Here is a 17,986-nt window from a genome sequence, read left to right on the forward strand (position 1 = left end):
CACTCCCCTTTTTCTGCGGATTTGACCGGGGCGGCGGCGCCGACAACACTAGCCCGCAGTGCCGCATGCGTTCCAGAGACGGCACGCACCCGCCCCCTTCAGAGTCCGCCATGTACCCGACCGACACCGTGCAGTCCCCGAGCGCCGCCCGGCCGCTCGCCGACCGGCAGCTTCGCCGAATCGTCATCGCCTCCGTCGCCGGCAACGCGATGGAATGGTATGACTTCTTTGTCTACGGAACGGCCGCCGCGCTCGTGTTCGGCCACGTGTTCTTTCCACCGGGCGCGTCGCCGCTCGCTGGCAGCCTCGCCGCGTTCGCGGCGTTCGCGCTCGGCTTCGTCGCGCGGCCGCTCGGCGGGATCGTGTTCGGCCATGTCGGCGACCGTTACGGCCGCAAGGCGTCGCTCGTGTGGACGCTGCTGATCATGGGCGCGTCGACGTTCGCGATCGGCTTGCTGCCGACCTACGCGCAGGTCGGCCTGTGGGCACCGGCCGCGCTCGTCGTGCTGCGGCTGTTGCAAGGCATCGCGTCCGGCGGCGAATGGGGCGGCGGTGTGCTGATGATCAGCGAGAACGCACCGCCCGAGCAGCGCGGCTACTACGCGGCGTGGAGCCAGCTCGGCGTCGGCGGCGGCTTCGTGCTGTCGTCGGCCGCGTTTCTCGCCGCACAGGCACTGCCCGACGACGCGTTCCGCACCTGGGGCTGGCGGCTGCCGTTCCTCGCGAGCATCGCGATCTTCGCGATCGGCATCTATATCCGCCGCCACCTGCCGGAAAGCCGCGACTACGAGCAGGCCGGCAAGCGCGGCGCGCACACGCATTTACCGGTCGTCGAATGCCTCCGCCGCCATCCGAAGGAAATCCTGCTCGCGATGGGGCTCCGTGTCGCCGAAAACGGCGGCGCGTACATCTTCCTCGCGTTCTCGCTCGTCTACGGCAGATATGTCGGCATCCCGAACGGCGTGATGCTGACCGGCGTGATGATCGCGATGGTCGTCGAGATGGCCGCGATGCTCGCGTGGGGCCGCCTGTCCGACCGGATCGGCCGCAAGCCCGTGTACCTGATCGGCGCGCTGAGCCTCATCGCGTGTGCATTCCCGTTCTTCTGGCTGCTCGACACGCGCGCGACGCCGCTCGTGTGGCTCGCGCTGACGGTCGGAACCGCGGTGAGCCACGGCGCGATGATCGGCACGCTGCCCGCGCTGGTCGGCGAGCTGTTCAGCACCGAGGTGCGCTATTCGGGCGTCGCGCTCGGTCATGAAGTCGCGTCGATCTTCGCGGGCGGGATGTCGCCGTTGATCGCGACCGCGCTGCTCGCGCGCTACCAGGCTTCGTGGCCTGTGTCGCTGTTCCTCGTTGCGCTCGGCCTCGTGACGGTCGTGACGCTATGCGCGATGCGCGAGACGCGCGTCGTGCGGGCCGGCGATTCGCACGGCGACGGGGCGTGAGCGTGCGGCGCGCCCGCACGCAGGTCGGGCCACGTGCGCCAGCCGGCCGTGGCCGATGCAGCAGCGCGTCGTGCGGCGCAGGCATCCCCACCCTGCCAGCACCGCCCGGCGCCCACGCGGCCCTGCCGCGACGGCTACATACCCGATGCCCGCCCCGCGCCGTCGAACACCGGCGCCAGCCCCAGATGATCGAGCAAGCGCCCGAACTCGCCAAGCCGCTGCCGCATGTACGCGGCGACGTCGACGTCCGCATAGTCGTGGAAGCCAGCCCCCGTGCGCACGCCGTCGCGCCCGGCTTCCATGTTGCGCACGACGCTGTCGGCCGGCGCAAAGCGCGGGCCGATTTCGCCGGCGAGATACGTCGACGCGTAGTACAGGATGTCGCAACCGCCCCAGTCGATGAACTCGAGCAGCCCGAGCACCGCGAAGCGCGGGCCGAAGCCGGTGCGGATCGCGGTGTCGATGTCCTCGGCGCTCGCGACACCCTCTTCCACCATGCGCACGGCCTCGTTCATCGCGAGCGCCTGGATGCGCGGCACGATGTAGCCCGGCGCCGGCCCGCAGATCACCGGCTTCTTCCCGACGCGCTCGAGCAGCGCGGCCAGTGCATCGACGACCCGTTGATCGGTCGCGCCGCTGCGGCTGATCTCGACGAGCGGCATCAGCAACGCCGGGTTCAGCCAGTGCGCGTTCAGCATCCGTTCAGGGTGTGCAACATGGCGCTGCAGCTCGGTGACGACGAACGTCGACGTCGTCGACGCAATCGTTGCGCACGCATCGACATGCTCGCCCAGCCAGCGCAGCGCGTCGACCTTTGCATCGAGCACTTCGGGCAGCGCTTCGAACACGATGCCGGCGCCGCGCACGGCGTCTGCCGCGCCGTCTCGCGCGACCAGTGCGATACGCGCGACCACGGCCCTGGCCTGCGTGTCGTCGATACGCCCGAGCGCGACCTGCGCATGCAGCGGCCGCAGGATCTCGCCTCGCGTGCGATCCTCGAACACACGCCATCCTTGCGCGTCGCGCGGCTTGAAGTCGATCAGCGTCACGTCGAGGCCCGCGAATGCGAAGACGAGCGCTATCCCCTGCCCCATGCGTCCGGCGCCGAGCACGTGCACGCGCGTCACGTCGGTGGCGGGCGTCATGCGGCGTATCCCGCATCGAGCAGCGCGCGCATCGCATCGCGCGACAGGGCGGCAAGGCCGAACCCGTCCAGCGTACGGCCTTGCGCATACAGGTCGCGCCCGGTCACCGCCGACGCGACGCTCAGCAGCCCCTGCGCAACGGGCGTCGGCACGTTCGCCCAACGCCCGCAAGACACGATGAACGACAGCCCGAGCCGGGTGTCCTCGAGCATGTAGCGATGCGTGCACAGATCGATCTTCTCGCGCCAGTCGCCGCTGTCGGTCAGCTTGCCGTGCGCGCCGCGCCCGTACATCCATTCGTCGCCGTCGGTCGCATAGTGGTCCGCGAGCGGGAAATGCGGCGCGCGATAGCCGAGCGCTTCGCGCACGGCGATGCGTTCTGCGTCGAGCGCGTTCGTCACGCGGCGGATCGACGGTTGCGTGCCTTCGTTGTGGATGTCCCACGCGTCGAAGTGTTCGAGCGGCCCGGCGTTCATCAGGATCAGCGGCGGGTGGATCACCGGGCCCGCATTCATCAGCGCGCCCGACAGCGCATCCTCGACCGGCTCGACCGGCGGATAGCCCGCGCGGAGCACGTCGAACGCCCAGCCGGCCGCGTTCGCGGGAAACACGCCGGTCGGCAGGCGCGTCGCATACGCGCTGATCACGACCGCGTTCTCACCGTGCTTGCGCACCAGATACGGCAGCGTGCCCGTCTCCGCATACGCAACGCGCGCACGGTTGCCGGCGTCGGCCGCCGCGCGCGCGAACACGAAGCTGCCGAACGTGCCGGGCGGCAGGAACACGACCTGGCCGTCCTCGAGCAGCGGCGCGACCTGCGCGGCGAGCGCGTCGTGCGAAACGGCCGGCAGCGGCACCACGACGAGCCGCGCGCCGCGCAGCGCGGCCGCGAGATCGTCGGTCAGGCGGATCGCGCCAGGCGCGTCGCCGAGCGGCACCGCGCGCTTGCCGCGATAGTCGGTCACGTGCAACACGCCGAGCTCGCGCAGCCGCGCATGCGGTTCGCGGTCGCGCCGCCACCACGTCACGTCGTGGCCCTTCTCAAACAGGTCGATCGCGGCCGCATGGCAGCCGTGGCCTCCGCCCAGTACACATACCTTCATCGTTGTCTCCCGGTGAGTGAATGGTTCCGAGACTACGCGGTGGCGCATATCGCGTCGCTTCGAAACGCGCAACGGCACGCCCGTTCGCGCAACGCAATCGCAACAACACGCACGCCGCCGCGCTCACGCATCCAATACGAGGCCACCATATGGATATCGCGCTCTCCCGACATGCACCGAACCGGCTCGGCACGCTGCATGCGCCCGACGAAGTCGAACGCGCGGTCGCGCACCGGCTCGGGCCGCACCGGATGGCCGCGCGCGGCCGCGATCCCTTTCATGCGGAGCTGTATGAGGTGCCGCTGCAGCACGGCGCGCTGCTCGAACTCTGCTACGGCCGCGAAACGCGCATCGATTTCGGCGACGATGCCGATCATTTCCTGTTCCGGCTGACGCTGTCGGGCGCGTGCGAACTGCGGGCCGGCGATGGCGTCGCGCGGGCGGGCCCGGGCCAGCTGACCGTGTCGTCGCCGGCGCGCGCGAGCCGCCTGTGCACGAGTCCCGATTGCCGCAACCTGGTGCTGCGACTCGAACGCGGCGCACTCGAACGCAAGCTGCGGGACATGCTGCACGCGACGCTCACGCGGCCGCTGCAGTTCGATCTTGCCGCCGGCGGCAACGGCACGGGCGTCGCGCTCGTGCTGCCGACCTTCGAATACCTGTGCCGGCTCGGCGCACAGCCGCACATCGGCGCGTCGACGACGACATTCGGCGCCGATCTCACCGCCTGGCTGATGTCGCTGCTGCTCACGCACCTGCCGCATTCGTACAGCGCTGCGCTGGCGCGCGGCACGCCGCCGCTGCCGGCGCACGTGCGCCGCGCATGCGACCACGTCGACGCGCATCTGGGGGACCCGCTCGCGCTCACCGCGCTGGCAGCCGTCGCGGGCGTCGCGCCGCGCACGCTGCAGCACGCATTTCGCGCGTTCCTGAACACCACGCCGGCCGCATACGTGCGCGAGCGCCGGCTGGCCGCGGTGCACGCCGCGCTGGAACGCGGCGACGCACGCAGCGTGACCGACGTGCTGCTCGCGCACGGCATTCATGGCTTCGGCCATTTCGCGAAGGCCTACGCGCGGCGTTACGGCCACGCACCTTCCGTCACCGCGAGGCAAGCACGATGACGCATTCCGCCACCGGCCGGCCGCCAGCCCGCCATGAAGCCGCGCCGCACGACGCGGACGCGCCCGACGGCCTGCGCGTGCAGGACCTCGACCTGAATCTGCTGAAGACGTTTCGCGCGGTCTATACGGAGCGGCATGTCGGCCGTGCGGCGTTGCGGCTCGGCGTCACGCAGCCGTCGGTCAGCTACGCGCTCGGGCGGTTGCGGCTGATGTTTCGCGACGCGCTGTTCGTGCGCACCGGCACCGGCGTCGAGCCGACCCCGCGCGCGCAACGGCTCGCCGTGTCGGTCGCCAAGGCCCTCGCGATCCTGCAAGACGTGCTCGACGAAGGCTCGCGGTTCGCGCCAGACAGCACGCAGCGCGTGTTCCGGCTGCACATGAGCGACTTCGCGGCGAGCGCGTTCCTGCCGACGCTGCTCGCGGAATTCGACCGGCGCGCGCCGGGCGCGGTGATCGAGACGTTGCACGTCGACGAATGCCAGCTCAACGTCGCGCTCGAATCGGGCCGCATCGATTTCGCGCTCGGACATTTCGCGGACGCGTCGAGCCACTTCCAGCGCACCGCGCTGCTGCACGAGCGCTGCGTGCTGCTGATGCCGCGCCGCACCGCGCAGCGCGTCGCGCTGCCCGACGATTTCGTGCTCGACGGCGACGCGCCGGACACGCTGCGCTTCGTCGCGGTGTCCGCGCATCCGCAGTCGATGCAATTGCTCGTGCGGCACGGACTGATGCCGCGCGTGCGTGCGGCGCTCCCCGACTTCATGGTGGTGCCTGCGTTGCTCGAACAGGGCGACTATGCGCTGATCCTGCCGGAAACGATCGCGATCACGTTCGCCGCGCGGCAGCCGTGCGCACTGTACGAGATCGCCGGTGCCGGCGAGTGGGCGGTCAATGCGTACTGGCACCGGCGCTTCGATGCGGACCCGGGCCATCGGTGGCTGCGTGCGCTGCTGCTGGAGTTGTTCGATATCGGCCGGCAGGCGCCGTTCGATGCGTGGCTCGCGCCGCAACCGCCCGCCTGCGCGTAGCGGCGCAGGCGGACAGGGCCAACCGTCGGCGGTCAGAACGACGTGAGGATGCCCGCGACGATCGAGCTGGCGGTCGCGCCGGGCTTGGCGACCGCGACGCCGCCGCCCGCCGCGCCGTTCACGACGAAGCGCGCATGTGCGCCGTTGCGCACCATCGCGGCACCCGCGTACAGCACCGTGCGTTTCGACAACGGATAGTCGAAGCGGATGCCGTACGAATCGGCGTTGCCATCGCTGTCGGCCACCTTCCGGTAGTGGCCGATGCTCAGCAGCAGCGACGCGCGCCCGATCGGCACCGTCGCGCTGAGTTCCATCGTGTCGCTGTGCGGATACGCGCTCTGGCTGTCGATCGCGGCCGCGACGTCCGGGCCGCCGCGATGCCGCATGTACAGCGCGGCGACCTTCACGACGTCGAAGTCGTACGAGATCGCGCCGACCGTGTAGTTGCCGTTCGCGGCCGGGCTCGTGTCGCCGAGCGCGGGTGCGGCGACCGGGCTGAACTTCTGCTGCATGTAGTCGACGTCGACCGACAACCCGCCGCGCACGTAGTTGAGGCCCGCGCCGTACGTATCGCCGAGCGATGCCGGCCGGCCGGCCGCGCCGTTGGTGCCGCGCGCGGCCATCGCGCGCAGCATGAAGCCCGCATAACGCGGCGACGTGTAGCGCATCGCATTGCGCACGCGCAGGAATGCGGGTCCGACGAAGTTGTTCGTCGCGTTGCCCCATGCGAGGCCCGCGCCGAGGCCAGGCAGGCTGTACGTGACGAGCGTGGTATGCACGATCGTGTAGAGCTCGCCGAGCTGCACGCCACCGAACGGCCCCGTGATGCCGACCCAGGCCTCGCGGCCGAACAGCGCGCTGCTGTTCGACAATGCGCCACTCGCCGCGTTGAAGCCGTCCTCGAGCTTGAAGATCGTCGCGTAGCCGCCGCCGAGGTCCTCGACACCCTTCAATCCCCACTGCGATGCCCACAGGTTGCCGCTGCCCATGCGTGCCACGTGGTTCGGCCCGGCGTTCGCGTACTCGATCGCGGTATCGACGCGGCCGTAGAGCGTCACGCTCGATTGTGCGACCACCGGCAGCGATACGCATGCAAGCAGCGCGGCAGCCAGCATGGCAAGCGGTGCGGCAAGCCGGTCGGCTCGCCCGTTCGGATGGTTCATCTTGGTCGTCCCGTAGAGATTGCGGCGCCTGTCGGCATCGCGCCGCTTGATGTGAAGCGCATTCGCCGCGAAGGGCCAACGCTGCCGATCAAAAACGGGCCGAGTCTAGGAACGACAATTTCGGACGTCGACGCAATCCGCTCTATAACGCTTATAGATGTGCCGCATGATGCGCACGCGCCCCGCCGCACGCGCGCTGCGCGGCGCCCCGTGCGCACGGCCTCGGTGTTTTCTTTATCCGGGTCGGTAGATGTCAGTGTGGCGCGGCTGTCACTCCGGCTATGGCGGCCGAATTTGGCCGACTACGCTGCCTCTCCAATCGTGTCACCCGCACGCTTTCGCGCCGCGACGGCACCCGGCCCGCGAGGCCGGCGCCGCGCTTTTCCACCGCCCGCTCCTGGAGAATCCGCATGTCTGCACCCACGGCCCGCGCTGCCGACGGCAAGCGCTATACGTACGAATGGTATGTCGTCGTCATCTGCATGCTCGCGTATGTCTTTTCGTTCGTCGATCGCCAGGTGCTCGTCCTGATGATCGAACCGATCAAGCGCGACCTGCATCTCACCGACACGCAGTTCAGCCTGCTCAACGGGTTCGCGTTCTCGCTGTTCTACGCGGTGATGGGGTTGCCCGTCGCGTATCTCGCCGACCGCTACGCGCGTCCGCGCATCATCTCGCTCGGCATCGCGCTGTGGAGCGTCGCGACCGCCGCTTGCGGGTTCAGCCAGCACTTCGTGCAGATGTTCGTCGCGCGGATGGGCGTCGGCGTCGGCGAGGCCGCGCTGTCGCCCGGCGCGTATTCGATGCTCGCCGACTATTTCCCGAAGGAGCGGCTCGGCCGCGCGATCGCCGTGTATTCGCTCGGCTCGTTCATCGGCGGCGGCGTCGCGTTCCTGATCGGCGGCTACGTGATCGCGCTGCTCAAGCACGCGAGCGCGTTCACGCTGCCGGTCGTCGGGCAGGTGCATGCGTGGCAGGTCACGTTCCTGATCGTCGGGCTGCCGGGGATTCTCGTCGCGCTGCTGTTCGCGGCCACCGTGCGCGACCCGCAGCGCAAGGGGCTCGCGCAGGATCGCTCGGGCGCCGTGCGACGCGTGTCCATGCGCGACTCGCTGCGCTTCGTCGGCACGCATCGCACAACCTTCGCGTGCCATTACCTCGGCTTTTCGTTCTACGCGATGACGCTGTACTGCCTGCTGAGCTGGACGCCCGCGTTCTATATCCGCCGCTTCGGCATGACGGCCGTCGAAGCCGGCTACACGCTCGGCATCGTGCTGCTCGTCGCGAATACGGCCGGCGTGTTCTGCGGCGGCTGGCTCAACGACTGGCTGCTGCGGCGCGGCCGCACCGATGCGCCGATGCGTGCCGGCGCGATCGGTGCCGCATGCATGGCGATTCCCGCGACGCTGTTCACGCAGCTCGACAGCCTGCAGGCGTCGCTCGCGATGCTCGTCGTCGCGATGTTCTTCGCGTCGTTTCCGATGCCGACGTCGACCGCCGCGATGCAGGCGCTCGCGCCGAACCAGATGCGTGCGCAGATCTCCGCGCTGTTCCTGCTCGTGTCGAACCTGATCGCGCTCGGCATCGGCACGACCGTGGTCGCGCTGTTTACCGATCGCGTATTCGGCGCGCCGGCCGCGGTCGGCCATTCGATGTCGATCGTCAACGTAGCGGCGGCCACGCTCGCCGCGCTGCTGCTGGCAGCCGGGTGCCGGCACTATCGCCGCAGCCTCGACGGCGAACGCGGCCATGCATCGGCAGCCGCGCCGCAGGCGGCCGAGGCTGCCAACGCGATCGCCGCCCGCTGAACATCGAGCGCAATCGGTCGCCTGGCCATCATCCATTTCACTGATTCAGGCATTGCTTTTTAATCGATTTGATTTATGCGATGCCTCTCCCTATTCTCGATCGCATGACGGCGCGGTGTCTGCCGCGCCGCGTGTTCCTCCTCCCCCACGGATTTACCCATGCAAGCGAACCGCCACCAAGTCCGGATCGACGCGCTGATCGACGCGGCGCAGGACATCCGCTGTTTCCGGGTTTCGCGCGTCGACGGCCAGCCGTTCGACGCATACGAACCAGGCGCCCATATCGACGTCACCGCGCCGTCCGGCATCACGCGGCAGTACTCGCTGTGCGGCAACCCCGACGAGCGCGGCAGCTACCTGTTCGCGGTGAAGAAGGAAGCGCAGTCGCGCGGCGGCTCGCGTTCGCTGCACGACGACGTGACCGTCGGCGCCGAGCTGTCGATCGGCGCGCCGCGCAACCTGTTTCGTCTGACGGATGACTCAAGCGAGCACGTGCTGATCGCGGCCGGCATCGGTATCACGCCGCTGCTGTCGATGGCCTATGCGCTGCACAAGCGCGGCACGCGTTACCGGTTGCATTACTTCGCACGCAGCCGCGAGCACGCGGCATTCGTCGAAGAACTGTCGGCCGAACCGTTCGCGTCGCACGTGACGTTTCACTACGGCATCGAGCCCGATGCGCTCGCGGCCGAACTGGGCCGCTGCGTCGAATCGGTCGATGCGCACGCACACGTCTATACGTGCGGCCCGGGGCCGTTCATGGATGCAGTCGTCGCGGCAGCCGCGACGCGCTTGCCCGACGATTCGATTCATCTCGAACGCTTCGCTGCCGAACCGGCCGCCGTCGGTGCGGACCATGCCGGCGCCGGCCCCGCACACGGCTTCGAAGTGCGCCTGCAGCGCAGCGGGCAGTCGGTACGCGTCACACCCGACACGTCGATCGTCGACGCACTCGCGCGGATCGGCATCGAGGTCGATACGTCATGCGGCGAAGGCGTGTGCGGCACCTGCATGGTGCCGGTGCTCGACGGCGAGCCCGATCATCGCGACCACTGCCTCAGCAAGGCCGAGCGCGCGAGCAATACGGTGATCTGCTGCTGCGTGTCGCGTGCGCGATCGGCGGTGCTCGTCCTCGATCTCTGATGCCTTGATGCATGGATGAACCGACATGCGGGCGCGCACGCGCCGCGCAGCCGTCACGCGTCGAACCGCTCGACTATCTCGGCGAGCAGCGCACGCATCCACGCGTTGCCCTCGTCTTCGTGGAAATGCTCGTGCCAGTGCATCGTCACCGGCGCGGGCGGCAGCGTGACGGGCAGGTCGTACAGCCGGAACGCGTTATCGCGGTTCAGGATCTGCGCGAGCCGCTTCGGCAGCGTCGCATAGAGATCGGTGACCGACAGCACGCTCGGCAGCGCGACGAAATGCGGCACTTCGAGCGCGATGTTGCGGCCCACGCCCTGCGCGCGCAATGCGTCGTCGAGCGCGTGATGGCTGTGCTCGACCGATTTCACGTTGACGTGCGCGGCGCGCACGAACTGGTCGAGGCTCAGCGCGGCGCCACCTGGCAGCCCGCGCCGACGGCCCGTCATGCAAACGTAGGTCTCCTCGAACAGCACCTGGTGACGAGTGCGCGGCATCAGCTCCGGCAGGTTGCCGATCGCGAAATCCAGCCGGCTCGCGCGCAACGCTTCCTCGATCTCCTCCACCGGCAGCGGCTGCACGCTCAGCGTCACGCGCGGTGCACGCTCGCGCAGCGCCTGGCAGATCGCCGGCAGGTACGCCATCTCGCCCGCGTCCGACAGCGACAGCCGGAACGTGCGCGTGCTGGTCGCCGGATCGAAGCGCTCCGCGTAGCGCAGCGCCACACGCACCATGTCGAGCGCCTTGCCGACGATGCCCGCGAGTTCGAGCGCGACCGGCGTCGGCTGCATGCCCGCGCGCGTGCGCACGAACAGCGGATCGTCGAACAGCGTACGCAACCGGCCGAGCGAATAGCTGACGGCCGGCTGCGACAGCGCGAGCCGCTCGCCGGCCTTCGTCAGGCTGCGCTCCTCGACGATCGCCTGGAATACGCGCAGCAGATTCAGATCGAGATGATCGACCGATGTCATGACCGCCTCCACTATTCGTCCAATTGATGCGTGAACGCATTCTAAATCAGTGAAGCGGATTATTACGCGGGCGGCGAGAATTCGCTGTCAGGCTCCCGGCCGATGGAACATCTCGTGGATGACACCGCGCAGCCATGCGATGCCGGGGTCCGCCGCGAACTGCACGTGCGTGTGCATCTGGATCTCGATCGGCGGCAGCACGAACGGCAGCGGAAAGATCCGGAACGCGCGGCCGCGATTGAAACGCTCGGCGACGCTGCGCGGAAAGATGATCGCCAGATCGGTGTGCTGAACGATCTCCGGCGCGACGATGAAATGTGGCAACCGCAGCACGACGGTGCGCTCGACGTGCAGCTCGTCGAGCCACTTTTCGACCATGCGGTGGCCGGTCGCGTTGCTGCTCGCGTAGACGTAGCGCAGCGCGGTCAGGTCTTCCTGCGTCGGCGCGCGCTTGCGCAGCGGATGGCCTGCTCGAACCATGCATACGTGCTCGTCCGAGAACAGCGTCTCGCTCACGCAGCCGGGGCCCGGGTCGGGCACGTAGCCGAGCGCGAGATCGATCTCGCCGCTGCGCATCGCGGCGCCGACCGCCTCGACCGCCGCGCTCGCGATCTCGACGTGAATGCCCGGCGCGACTTCCGCGAGCTTCGCGAGCAGCGGCGGCAGGAAATAGAACTCCGACATGTCGGACATCGAGAGGCGGAACGTGCGGCTGGCCGTGGCCGGATCGAAATGCGCGACCTGTTGCACCGCGAGATCGATGATTCCGAATGCCCGCGTCAGCGGGCCGTGCAGCTGGCGCGCCACGTCGGTCGGCGCCATGCCGGCCGGCGTGCGCACGAACAGCGGATCGTCGAAGAGATTGCGCAAGCGCCGCAGCGCGTGGCTGACGGCCGGCTGTGTGAGCCCGAGCCGCTCGCCGGCCGCGGTGAGGCTGCGCAGCTCCGAAATCGCGAGGAACACCCGCAACAGGTTGAGGTCGGTGACGACCGGATGGGATTTGGTCATGGCGCTCGCAAGCCGCGGCGGGGGCGCGTCGGCACGACCGGCAAGCGGTCGCGCGACGCGGCGCAGACTACTCGGCCGATGTTATCTCAAAACTTTCGCTCGCCATCGGGAAATGCGGCGTCGCGCCCGAAAACGGCGGCAGCGCATCGAAATCGCTGCGCATCAGCAGGCGGACCGGCGACGCCAGCGCGTGCGCCAGTGCATCGGCATCGTCGAACACGACCTTGTTGCGTTGCATCGCGTGCGCACGCGGCGCCGGCAGCGCGCTCCGGTAATCGACGCGCGTGTAGATCTCGATCGCGCGGATGCCCGGCAATTGCGCCATCAGCGGCGGATGACGATCGAGGTAATGCGACAGCCACGCGTTCGGATCCTCGGCCTCGCCTTCATAGCTGACGAGGAAGGTACAGCTTCGCGCGCCCGGGCCCACACCCGGGCCCGCCACCTGAATCCGGCGCACGGCCATCGCCTGCTGCGCGACGCGCCAAGCTGCCGCCTGCCATCGCACCATGCAGGCGTATGCGGCGCCCGTCGGCGCAAGCGTCGCTTCGAGCGCGTCGAGCTCGGCGAAATAGCCTTGCAGCACGCATGCGGGCGATGGCGGCCGCGCCACGGGGTCGGCGCGGTCGGCGGCCAATGCGACGGGCCGATGGACGACCAGCCGCTCGAGCCCGGGCGCGGCGCGCAACGCCGCCACGGCATCGCCGATGCCGGCCAGCGGCACGTCGGCGGCGGCATCGGCGCCATGTTCGACGATCAGGAACAGGCAGACTTCCATCCGTCACCCCGCCTGCGCGGCCAGCGGATGCGCGAGCCGGTGGAACGCGCGGCCGAAGTAGATCAGCCCGTCGGCCGCCGCATGCAGCGCGATGTGATCGACCTCGACGAACATCACCGAATGCGAACCGACCGACTTGCTGTCGATGATGCGCCCTTCGAGGCTGACGTTCGCATCGGCCAGCACCGGCACGCCGGTTTTGCCGTCCAGCCAGCGCGTGTCGTCGAAGCGCGTATCGCCCGGCGCCGGCGTCATGCCGGCGAACGTCCTCGCGACCTCCTGGCACGCGGACGGCAACAGGTTGATCGCGACGCGCCCGTTGCCGCGCATGATGTCGTGCGCGCGGCTGCCGCGGTTGATGCACACCAGCATCGTCGGAGGCATATCGGTCACCGAGCAGACCGCGCTCGCGGTGATGCCCCAGCGGCCGTGCGCACCGTCGGTGGTGACGACATTGACGCCGGCCGGCAGGCGCGACATCGCCTCGCGAAAATCCTGGCGGACGTCGCATTGGATCGTTGCTTCGTTCATCTTGTGCTCCTGCTGCGAACAATCGGCGTGGTGCCGATCACGGGTACGGCGTAACGGGTACGATGCCGGCAAACACGGCGCCGGAGCCGTCGTAGGTCGCCTCGCCGAGAAACGCGTGCTGCGTGACCACGATCGAATCGCGCACCAGCTGCTGCAGCCGGTTCTCGCGATAGATCGCGGCCGTGCCGGCAAGCTGGTAGGCCTGCATCACGACCTTCGCGCACACCTGCGCGGCATGCGTCGCGCTCAGGCGCAGCAGGTTCGCCTGCTGCGGCGATACGGGCCGGCCAGCGGCCAGCGACGCCCACGCGGCTTCCGCCGTCTCGTAGAAAAACGCCCGCGCACTGCGCCAGTCGGCCTCGGCCTTCGCAAGCCCTTCGCGGTAATACGGACGATCGGCGAGGCGCGGCGCGCCGGTGGTCGTCTTCGTCGCGCCCGACATCGCGGTGAGCAGGTCCAGCGCGGCGCGCGCGATGCCGACGTTCACGGCCGCATGCACCTGCGCCTGGTACGCGACCGCCGGATAGCGGTACAGCGGTTCGTCGACGGTCGGCTCGCCGCCGCGCACGAACGTCCAGGCTGCGTCGACGAACCGGTCGTTCAGCGCCAGGTCGTGACTGCCGGTGCCCTGCATGCCGACCACGTGCCAGTTCTCGACGATCTCGACGTCCTCGGCGCGAAACACGGCCGTGAACGGCTTGCCCGGCGCGCCGCCGTCGGCCGGCGCACCGCCGATGCCGACACCGATCCAGTCCGCCCCCTTGCAGCCGCTCGCGAAGCGCCAGCGGCCCGTCACGCGGTAGCCGCCCGGTGCGGGCCGGGCCGGCTGCAGCGGGTAAAGCCCGCCCGCGAACACCTGGTCGGGGCCGTCCGCGTAGATCGCGCGCTGCGTGTCGAGCGGCAGCGCGGCGAGATACGTGTTGGCCGAGCCGAATGCCGCGACCCACGCGGCCGAACCGTCGGCGATCGCGATCCGTTCGAGCATCGCGAGAAATACGTGCGGCGGCAGCGCGTCGCCGCCGAAGCGCGCCGGCGTGCCGGCGCGGAAGATGCTCGCGCGTTTCATCATCGCGATCACGTCGCGCGGCACGTGCGACAGCCGGTCGAATTCGTCGCGCCGGCGTTCGACCTCGGCGATCACCGTATCGAGAGGCAAAGGTGACCGGTCGGCCGGTTGCGGCGGCACGGGCACGTCGGGCACGACGGCACGGATGGCGGAATGAGCTTGCATGGTGATGTCCTGAAAAGGCGAAAGGTATGGAGGAAAGACGGTGCGCCGGTCAGCGCGATCGGGCAGCATCGCGCATCGCCTTCGGATGGGTTTCCGGTGCGATGCAGGTTGCGACGACCGTGATTGCGCCGAGCAGCACGAGATAGATGACGATCGGCGTCGCGCTGCGGTAGTGCGCGAGCAGCGCGGTCGCGATCGCCGGCGACAGCCCGCCGCCGAGCACCGACGCGATCTCGCGACCGATTCCGAGCCCCGAGAACCGCAGGTGCACCGGCAGCAGTTCGCTGATGAACGCCGGCTGCGCACCTTCGAGAATGCCGATCGCGATGCTGTTGGCCAGGAGCAGGGCGACGATCACGTGCGAGAAGCGGCCCGACTGCAGCAACGTGAAGTACGGATACGCGATCAGCACTACGGCGACGGCGCCGAGCAAGTAGACGGGCTTGCGGCCGATCCGGTCGGTCAGGCGGCCCGCGAGCAGCGTCACGGGAATCATCAGCAGCATCGAGATCACGAGCCCGCTCAGTAGCCACGATGCATCGAGACCGATGAACTTGCCGTACGCGAGCGAGAACGCGAAGAACAGGTACGACACCGCGCCTTCGCCGAACCGCAGCCCGAACACGGTCAGCACTTCGCGCGGGCATTCGCGCAGCACGTCGACGAGCGGCGTCGCGCTGGACTTCCGTGTCGACCGCGCATCGGCGAATTCCGCGCTCTCGCCGATCGAGCGGCGCATCCACAGGCCGAACCCGACGAGCACGATGCTCGCGAGGAACGGGATGCGCCAGCCCCAGCGCTCGACGTCGGCTGCCGGCAGCTGCTGCACGAGCAGGAACGCGGCAGTCGACAGCACGAAGCCGAACGCCGCGCCGCACGGGCTCCATGCGGCGAGCGCACCGCGCCGGTCGGCCGGCGCGTTCTCGTGGATCAGCAGGATGCTGCCGCTCCACTCGCCGCCGGCGGCGAGCCCCTGCAGCACGCGCAGCAATACCAGCGCGACCGGCGCGGCGACGCCGATCTCGCGATAGGTCGGCAACAGCCCCATACCGACCGTCGCCGCGCCCATCGTCAACATCGTCAGCATCATCACGGTCTTGCGCCCGTAGCGATCGCCGATGTGCCCGCACAGCAGCCCGCCGATCGGACGCGCGACGAAGCCGACCGTGAAGCCGCCGAACGCCGCGATCGTGCCGGTCAGCGGATCGCTGCCGACCGGAAAGAACAGCTTGCCGAACAGCAGCGCGGCGGCCGTCCCGTACAGGAAGAAGTCGTACCATTCGAGTGCCTGCCCGAGCACGGCGGTCGCGACCGCGCGTCGGACCGAACTCGTGCTGCGGGAAACGGGCAACGAAACCGCTGACAGGGGCGCTGGTGAGTTCATGGTGTGTTGGGGGATAAGTTCAGTTGTCCTGCCTGTCCCGCATCGGGCGGCAGGTCCGCGATCGAATCTGTTCACTGCGTCCGAATCACGATAAGAGCGCAGCGGAATACGGTCAAATTCCCGCCAAAAATGATGAACATGAATCGCATGCATGGGCATGCCGTGCCGCGAGTCGCCCGTCTAATTATCCATCGCGCTTATTTGATCGCCTTTTTTAGATCAATTTGACGGATGAAAACGCGGCGACGAAACTGGTCCCGTTATCCGTGCGAGGTCCGCCCGACCGGACGCGCACTTCCTCGCGACTCTTTCCCCACGACGACGATGAGCGACATTTCCTACCAGACGATCGACACCCGCGCGCTGCACGGCTTCGCGCAGCCCGACCGCATCGCACCCGCGATGTATCACGACCCCGCGCTGTTCGAAGCCGAGCTCGACCGCATCTTCTACCGCACCTGGATCTGGGTTGCGCACGAAAGCGAGCTGCCGAACCCGGGCGACTTCATCACGACGACGATCGGCCGCCAGCCGGTGATCGTCGTGCGCGACAAGACCGGCGCGATCAACGTGCTGCAGAATCGCTGCCGCCATCGCGGCGCGACCGTGTGCGAATCGCACAAGGGCAACGCGAAAGGCTTCACGTGCCCGTATCACAGCTGGTCGTACGCGCTCGACGGCACGCTGCGCGCGCTGCCGTATGGCGACGGCTACGACGGCGTGTGCGAGAAGGGCGACCTGCCGCTCGTGAAGCTGCGCGTCGGCGTGTACCAGGGGCTGATCTTCGCGAGCTTCAACGACGCCATCGAACCGCTCGAGGATTTCCTCGGCGGCGCCAAACCGTGGATCGACCTGTTCATGAAGCAGGGTGCCGGCTACCCGATCAAGGCGAACGGCGAGCACAAGTTCAGGTTCAAGGGCAATTGGAAGATCCAGCTCGAGAACACGACGGACCTCTATCACTTCCCCGTCGTGCACAAGTCGTGGATGAAGTCGATCGACGACGAGACGGCCGCCGCGATCACGAGTTTCATGACGAGCGAGGACGCGTTCTGCCGCGCGCTGGGCAACGGCCACAGCCTCGCGGTGCTCATGCCCGAACTGATCGATCTCGACGAAGACGACGGCGCGCCGCTGCCCGAGCGCTTCGCGCCGCTCGCGGCGAAGCTCGCCGAGCGCCACGCGCCGGACGAAGTGCGCCGCATCGTGCGCTCGCTGATGGGCGTCGGCTTCAACCTGAACCTGTTTCCGAACCTCGCGCTATCGATGGCGTTCTTCCGCGTGCTGCGGCCGATCTCGGCGAACGAGACCGAAATCCGCCACGTCGCGCTCGCGATGGACGGCGGCCCGGACGAGGCGAACCGCGAGCGGCTGCGCATCCACGAGCACTTCCAGGGCCCGTTCGGCTTCGGCAGCCCCGACGACGCGGAAGCCTGGGAGCGCGTGCAGCGCGGCGCGCATGCGGGCCCCGACGTGCCGATCCTCGTGAACCGCGGGCTGAACCGCGAGACAACCGCCGCGAACGGCGAAAAGACCGCGCATGCCACCGACGAGACGGGCATGCGCGAGGCCTACCAGCAATGGCGAAAAATGATGGAGCAACAGTGATGGATGACCGCAACGCCCTTTTTTCCGAGCAGACCTTCGCCCGCGCGGTCGAATTCGTGTGGCGCGAAGCCGAGATGCTCGACCGTCGCGACTATCGCGCATGGCTCGACCTGTGGGATCCGGCCGGCGATTACGTGGTGCCGATCGATCCCGATGCGACCGACTTCGCGGCGACGCTGAACTACGTGTTCGACGACCACGACATGCGCGAGAAGCGCGTGCAGCGGATGCTGTCCGGCTATTCGGCGTCGGCGTCCGACGCGGCGCGCACGGTGCGCACCGTGTCGCGCTTCACGCTGGAAAGCGGCAGCGCCGACACCGTCGAGCTGAAATCCGCGCAGGTTGTCGTCGCATACAAGCGTGGCGTCGCGACGCTGTTCGCGGCCAATGTCACGCACAAGCTGCATGTCGATGCGGACGGCGAGATGCGGATCGCGGAGAAGGTCGTGCGCCTGATCGACTCGACCGAAGCGCTCAGCGCGATCGGCTTCCTGCTGTAAGCCGCCGCCGGTT

16 protein-coding genes are annotated in these 17,986 nt (G+C 68.6%); 7 read left to right on the forward strand and 9 right to left on the reverse strand.

The window, feature by feature from the left end:
• The first annotated feature begins 110 nt into the window (after positions 1–110).
• On the forward strand, positions 111–1,448 hold the full coding sequence (locus WS66_RS10505) for an MFS transporter (RefSeq protein WP_059601302.1): 1,338 nt from the start codon (positions 111–113) through the stop codon (positions 1,446–1,448).
• Positions 1,449–1,582: 134 nt separating this feature from the next.
• Here WS66_RS10505 and WS66_RS10510 read toward each other — a convergent pair whose 3' ends face one another.
• Positions 1,583–2,593, reverse strand: coding sequence for a 3-hydroxybutyryl-CoA dehydrogenase (locus WS66_RS10510; protein ID WP_059601300.1), 1,011 nt, complete (start codon positions 2,591–2,593; stop codon positions 1,583–1,585).
• Entirely contained in the window at positions 2,590–3,696 is a 1,107-nt protein-coding gene (locus tag WS66_RS10515) for an NAD/NADP-dependent octopine/nopaline dehydrogenase family protein (protein WP_059601298.1), read from the reverse strand. Before WS66_RS10515 ends, WS66_RS10510 begins: the two co-directional genes overlap by 4 nt.
• A 149-nt stretch (positions 3,697–3,845) precedes the next feature.
• Here WS66_RS10515 and WS66_RS10520 point away from each other — a divergent pair, with 149 nt between their 5' ends.
• Positions 3,846–4,820, forward strand: a complete 975-nt coding sequence (locus WS66_RS10520) for an AraC family transcriptional regulator (RefSeq protein ID WP_059601295.1) — start codon at positions 3,846–3,848, stop codon at positions 4,818–4,820.
• Positions 4,817–5,848, forward strand: a complete 1,032-nt coding sequence (locus WS66_RS10525; RefSeq protein WP_059601293.1) for a LysR family transcriptional regulator — start codon at positions 4,817–4,819, stop codon at positions 5,846–5,848. The genes WS66_RS10520 and WS66_RS10525 overlap by 4 nt, the downstream gene beginning before the upstream one ends.
• A 32-nt stretch (positions 5,849–5,880) precedes the next feature.
• Here WS66_RS10525 and WS66_RS10530 read toward each other — a convergent pair whose 3' ends face one another.
• Entirely contained in the window at positions 5,881–7,011 is a 1,131-nt protein-coding gene (locus tag WS66_RS10530; RefSeq protein WP_059601291.1) for a porin, read from the reverse strand.
• Between the two features lie 410 nt (positions 7,012–7,421).
• On the opposite strand from WS66_RS10530, the gene WS66_RS10535 reads away from it, so the two are divergent.
• Positions 7,422–8,819, forward strand: a complete 1,398-nt coding sequence (locus tag WS66_RS10535; RefSeq protein WP_059601289.1) for a spinster family MFS transporter — start codon at positions 7,422–7,424, stop codon at positions 8,817–8,819.
• 159 nt (positions 8,820–8,978) lie between these two features.
• A complete protein-coding gene (locus WS66_RS10540) occupies positions 8,979–9,962 on the forward strand; it encodes a PDR/VanB family oxidoreductase (protein WP_059601287.1) in 984 nt (327 codons plus the stop codon).
• Between the two features lie 53 nt (positions 9,963–10,015).
• Here the strand turns inward: WS66_RS10540 and WS66_RS10545 are convergent, their stop codons facing one another.
• The 6 genes from WS66_RS10545 to WS66_RS10570 all read right to left on the reverse strand — a co-directional run bounded on the left by WS66_RS10545 (position 10,016) and on the right by WS66_RS10570 (position 15,865).
• Entirely contained in the window at positions 10,016–10,933 is a 918-nt protein-coding gene (locus tag WS66_RS10545) for a LysR family transcriptional regulator (protein WP_059601285.1), read from the reverse strand.
• Between the two features lie 87 nt (positions 10,934–11,020).
• A complete protein-coding gene (locus WS66_RS10550; RefSeq protein WP_059601283.1) occupies positions 11,021–11,941 on the reverse strand; it encodes a LysR family transcriptional regulator in 921 nt (306 codons plus the stop codon).
• A gap of 67 nt (positions 11,942–12,008) precedes the next feature.
• A complete protein-coding gene (locus WS66_RS10555; RefSeq protein WP_059601281.1) occupies positions 12,009–12,719 on the reverse strand; it encodes a hypothetical protein in 711 nt (236 codons plus the stop codon).
• A 3-nt stretch (positions 12,720–12,722) separates the two neighbouring features.
• The gene (locus tag WS66_RS10560) at positions 12,723–13,250 is read right to left on the reverse strand and encodes a flavin reductase (RefSeq protein WP_059601279.1); all 528 of its coding nucleotides are present in this window, start codon (positions 13,248–13,250) and stop codon (positions 12,723–12,725) included.
• A gap of 37 nt (positions 13,251–13,287) precedes the next feature.
• Positions 13,288–14,481 carry an acyl-CoA dehydrogenase family protein gene (locus WS66_RS10565; protein ID WP_082728915.1) on the reverse strand — a complete coding sequence of 398 codons (1,194 nt, stop codon included), beginning with the start codon at positions 14,479–14,481 and terminating at the stop codon, positions 13,288–13,290.
• A gap of 49 nt (positions 14,482–14,530) precedes the next feature.
• The gene (locus WS66_RS10570) at positions 14,531–15,865 is read right to left on the reverse strand and encodes an MFS transporter (RefSeq protein ID WP_059601277.1); all 1,335 of its coding nucleotides are present in this window, start codon (positions 15,863–15,865) and stop codon (positions 14,531–14,533) included.
• A 324-nt stretch (positions 15,866–16,189) separates the two neighbouring features.
• Here WS66_RS10570 and WS66_RS10575 point away from each other — a divergent pair, with 324 nt between their 5' ends.
• A complete protein-coding gene (locus WS66_RS10575; RefSeq protein ID WP_059601275.1) occupies positions 16,190–17,473 on the forward strand; it encodes an aromatic ring-hydroxylating oxygenase subunit alpha in 1,284 nt (427 codons plus the stop codon).
• The gene (locus tag WS66_RS10580) at positions 17,470–17,973 is read left to right on the forward strand and encodes an aromatic-ring-hydroxylating dioxygenase subunit beta (RefSeq protein ID WP_059601272.1); all 504 of its coding nucleotides are present in this window, start codon (positions 17,470–17,472) and stop codon (positions 17,971–17,973) included. The genes WS66_RS10575 and WS66_RS10580 overlap by 4 nt, the downstream gene beginning before the upstream one ends.
• Positions 17,974–17,986: the final 13 nt, after the last annotated feature.

The organism is Burkholderia sp. LA-2-3-30-S1-D2 (assembly GCF_001523915.2).
GTDB classification, from domain to species: Bacteria; Pseudomonadota; Gammaproteobacteria; order Burkholderiales; family Burkholderiaceae; genus Burkholderia; species Burkholderia diffusa.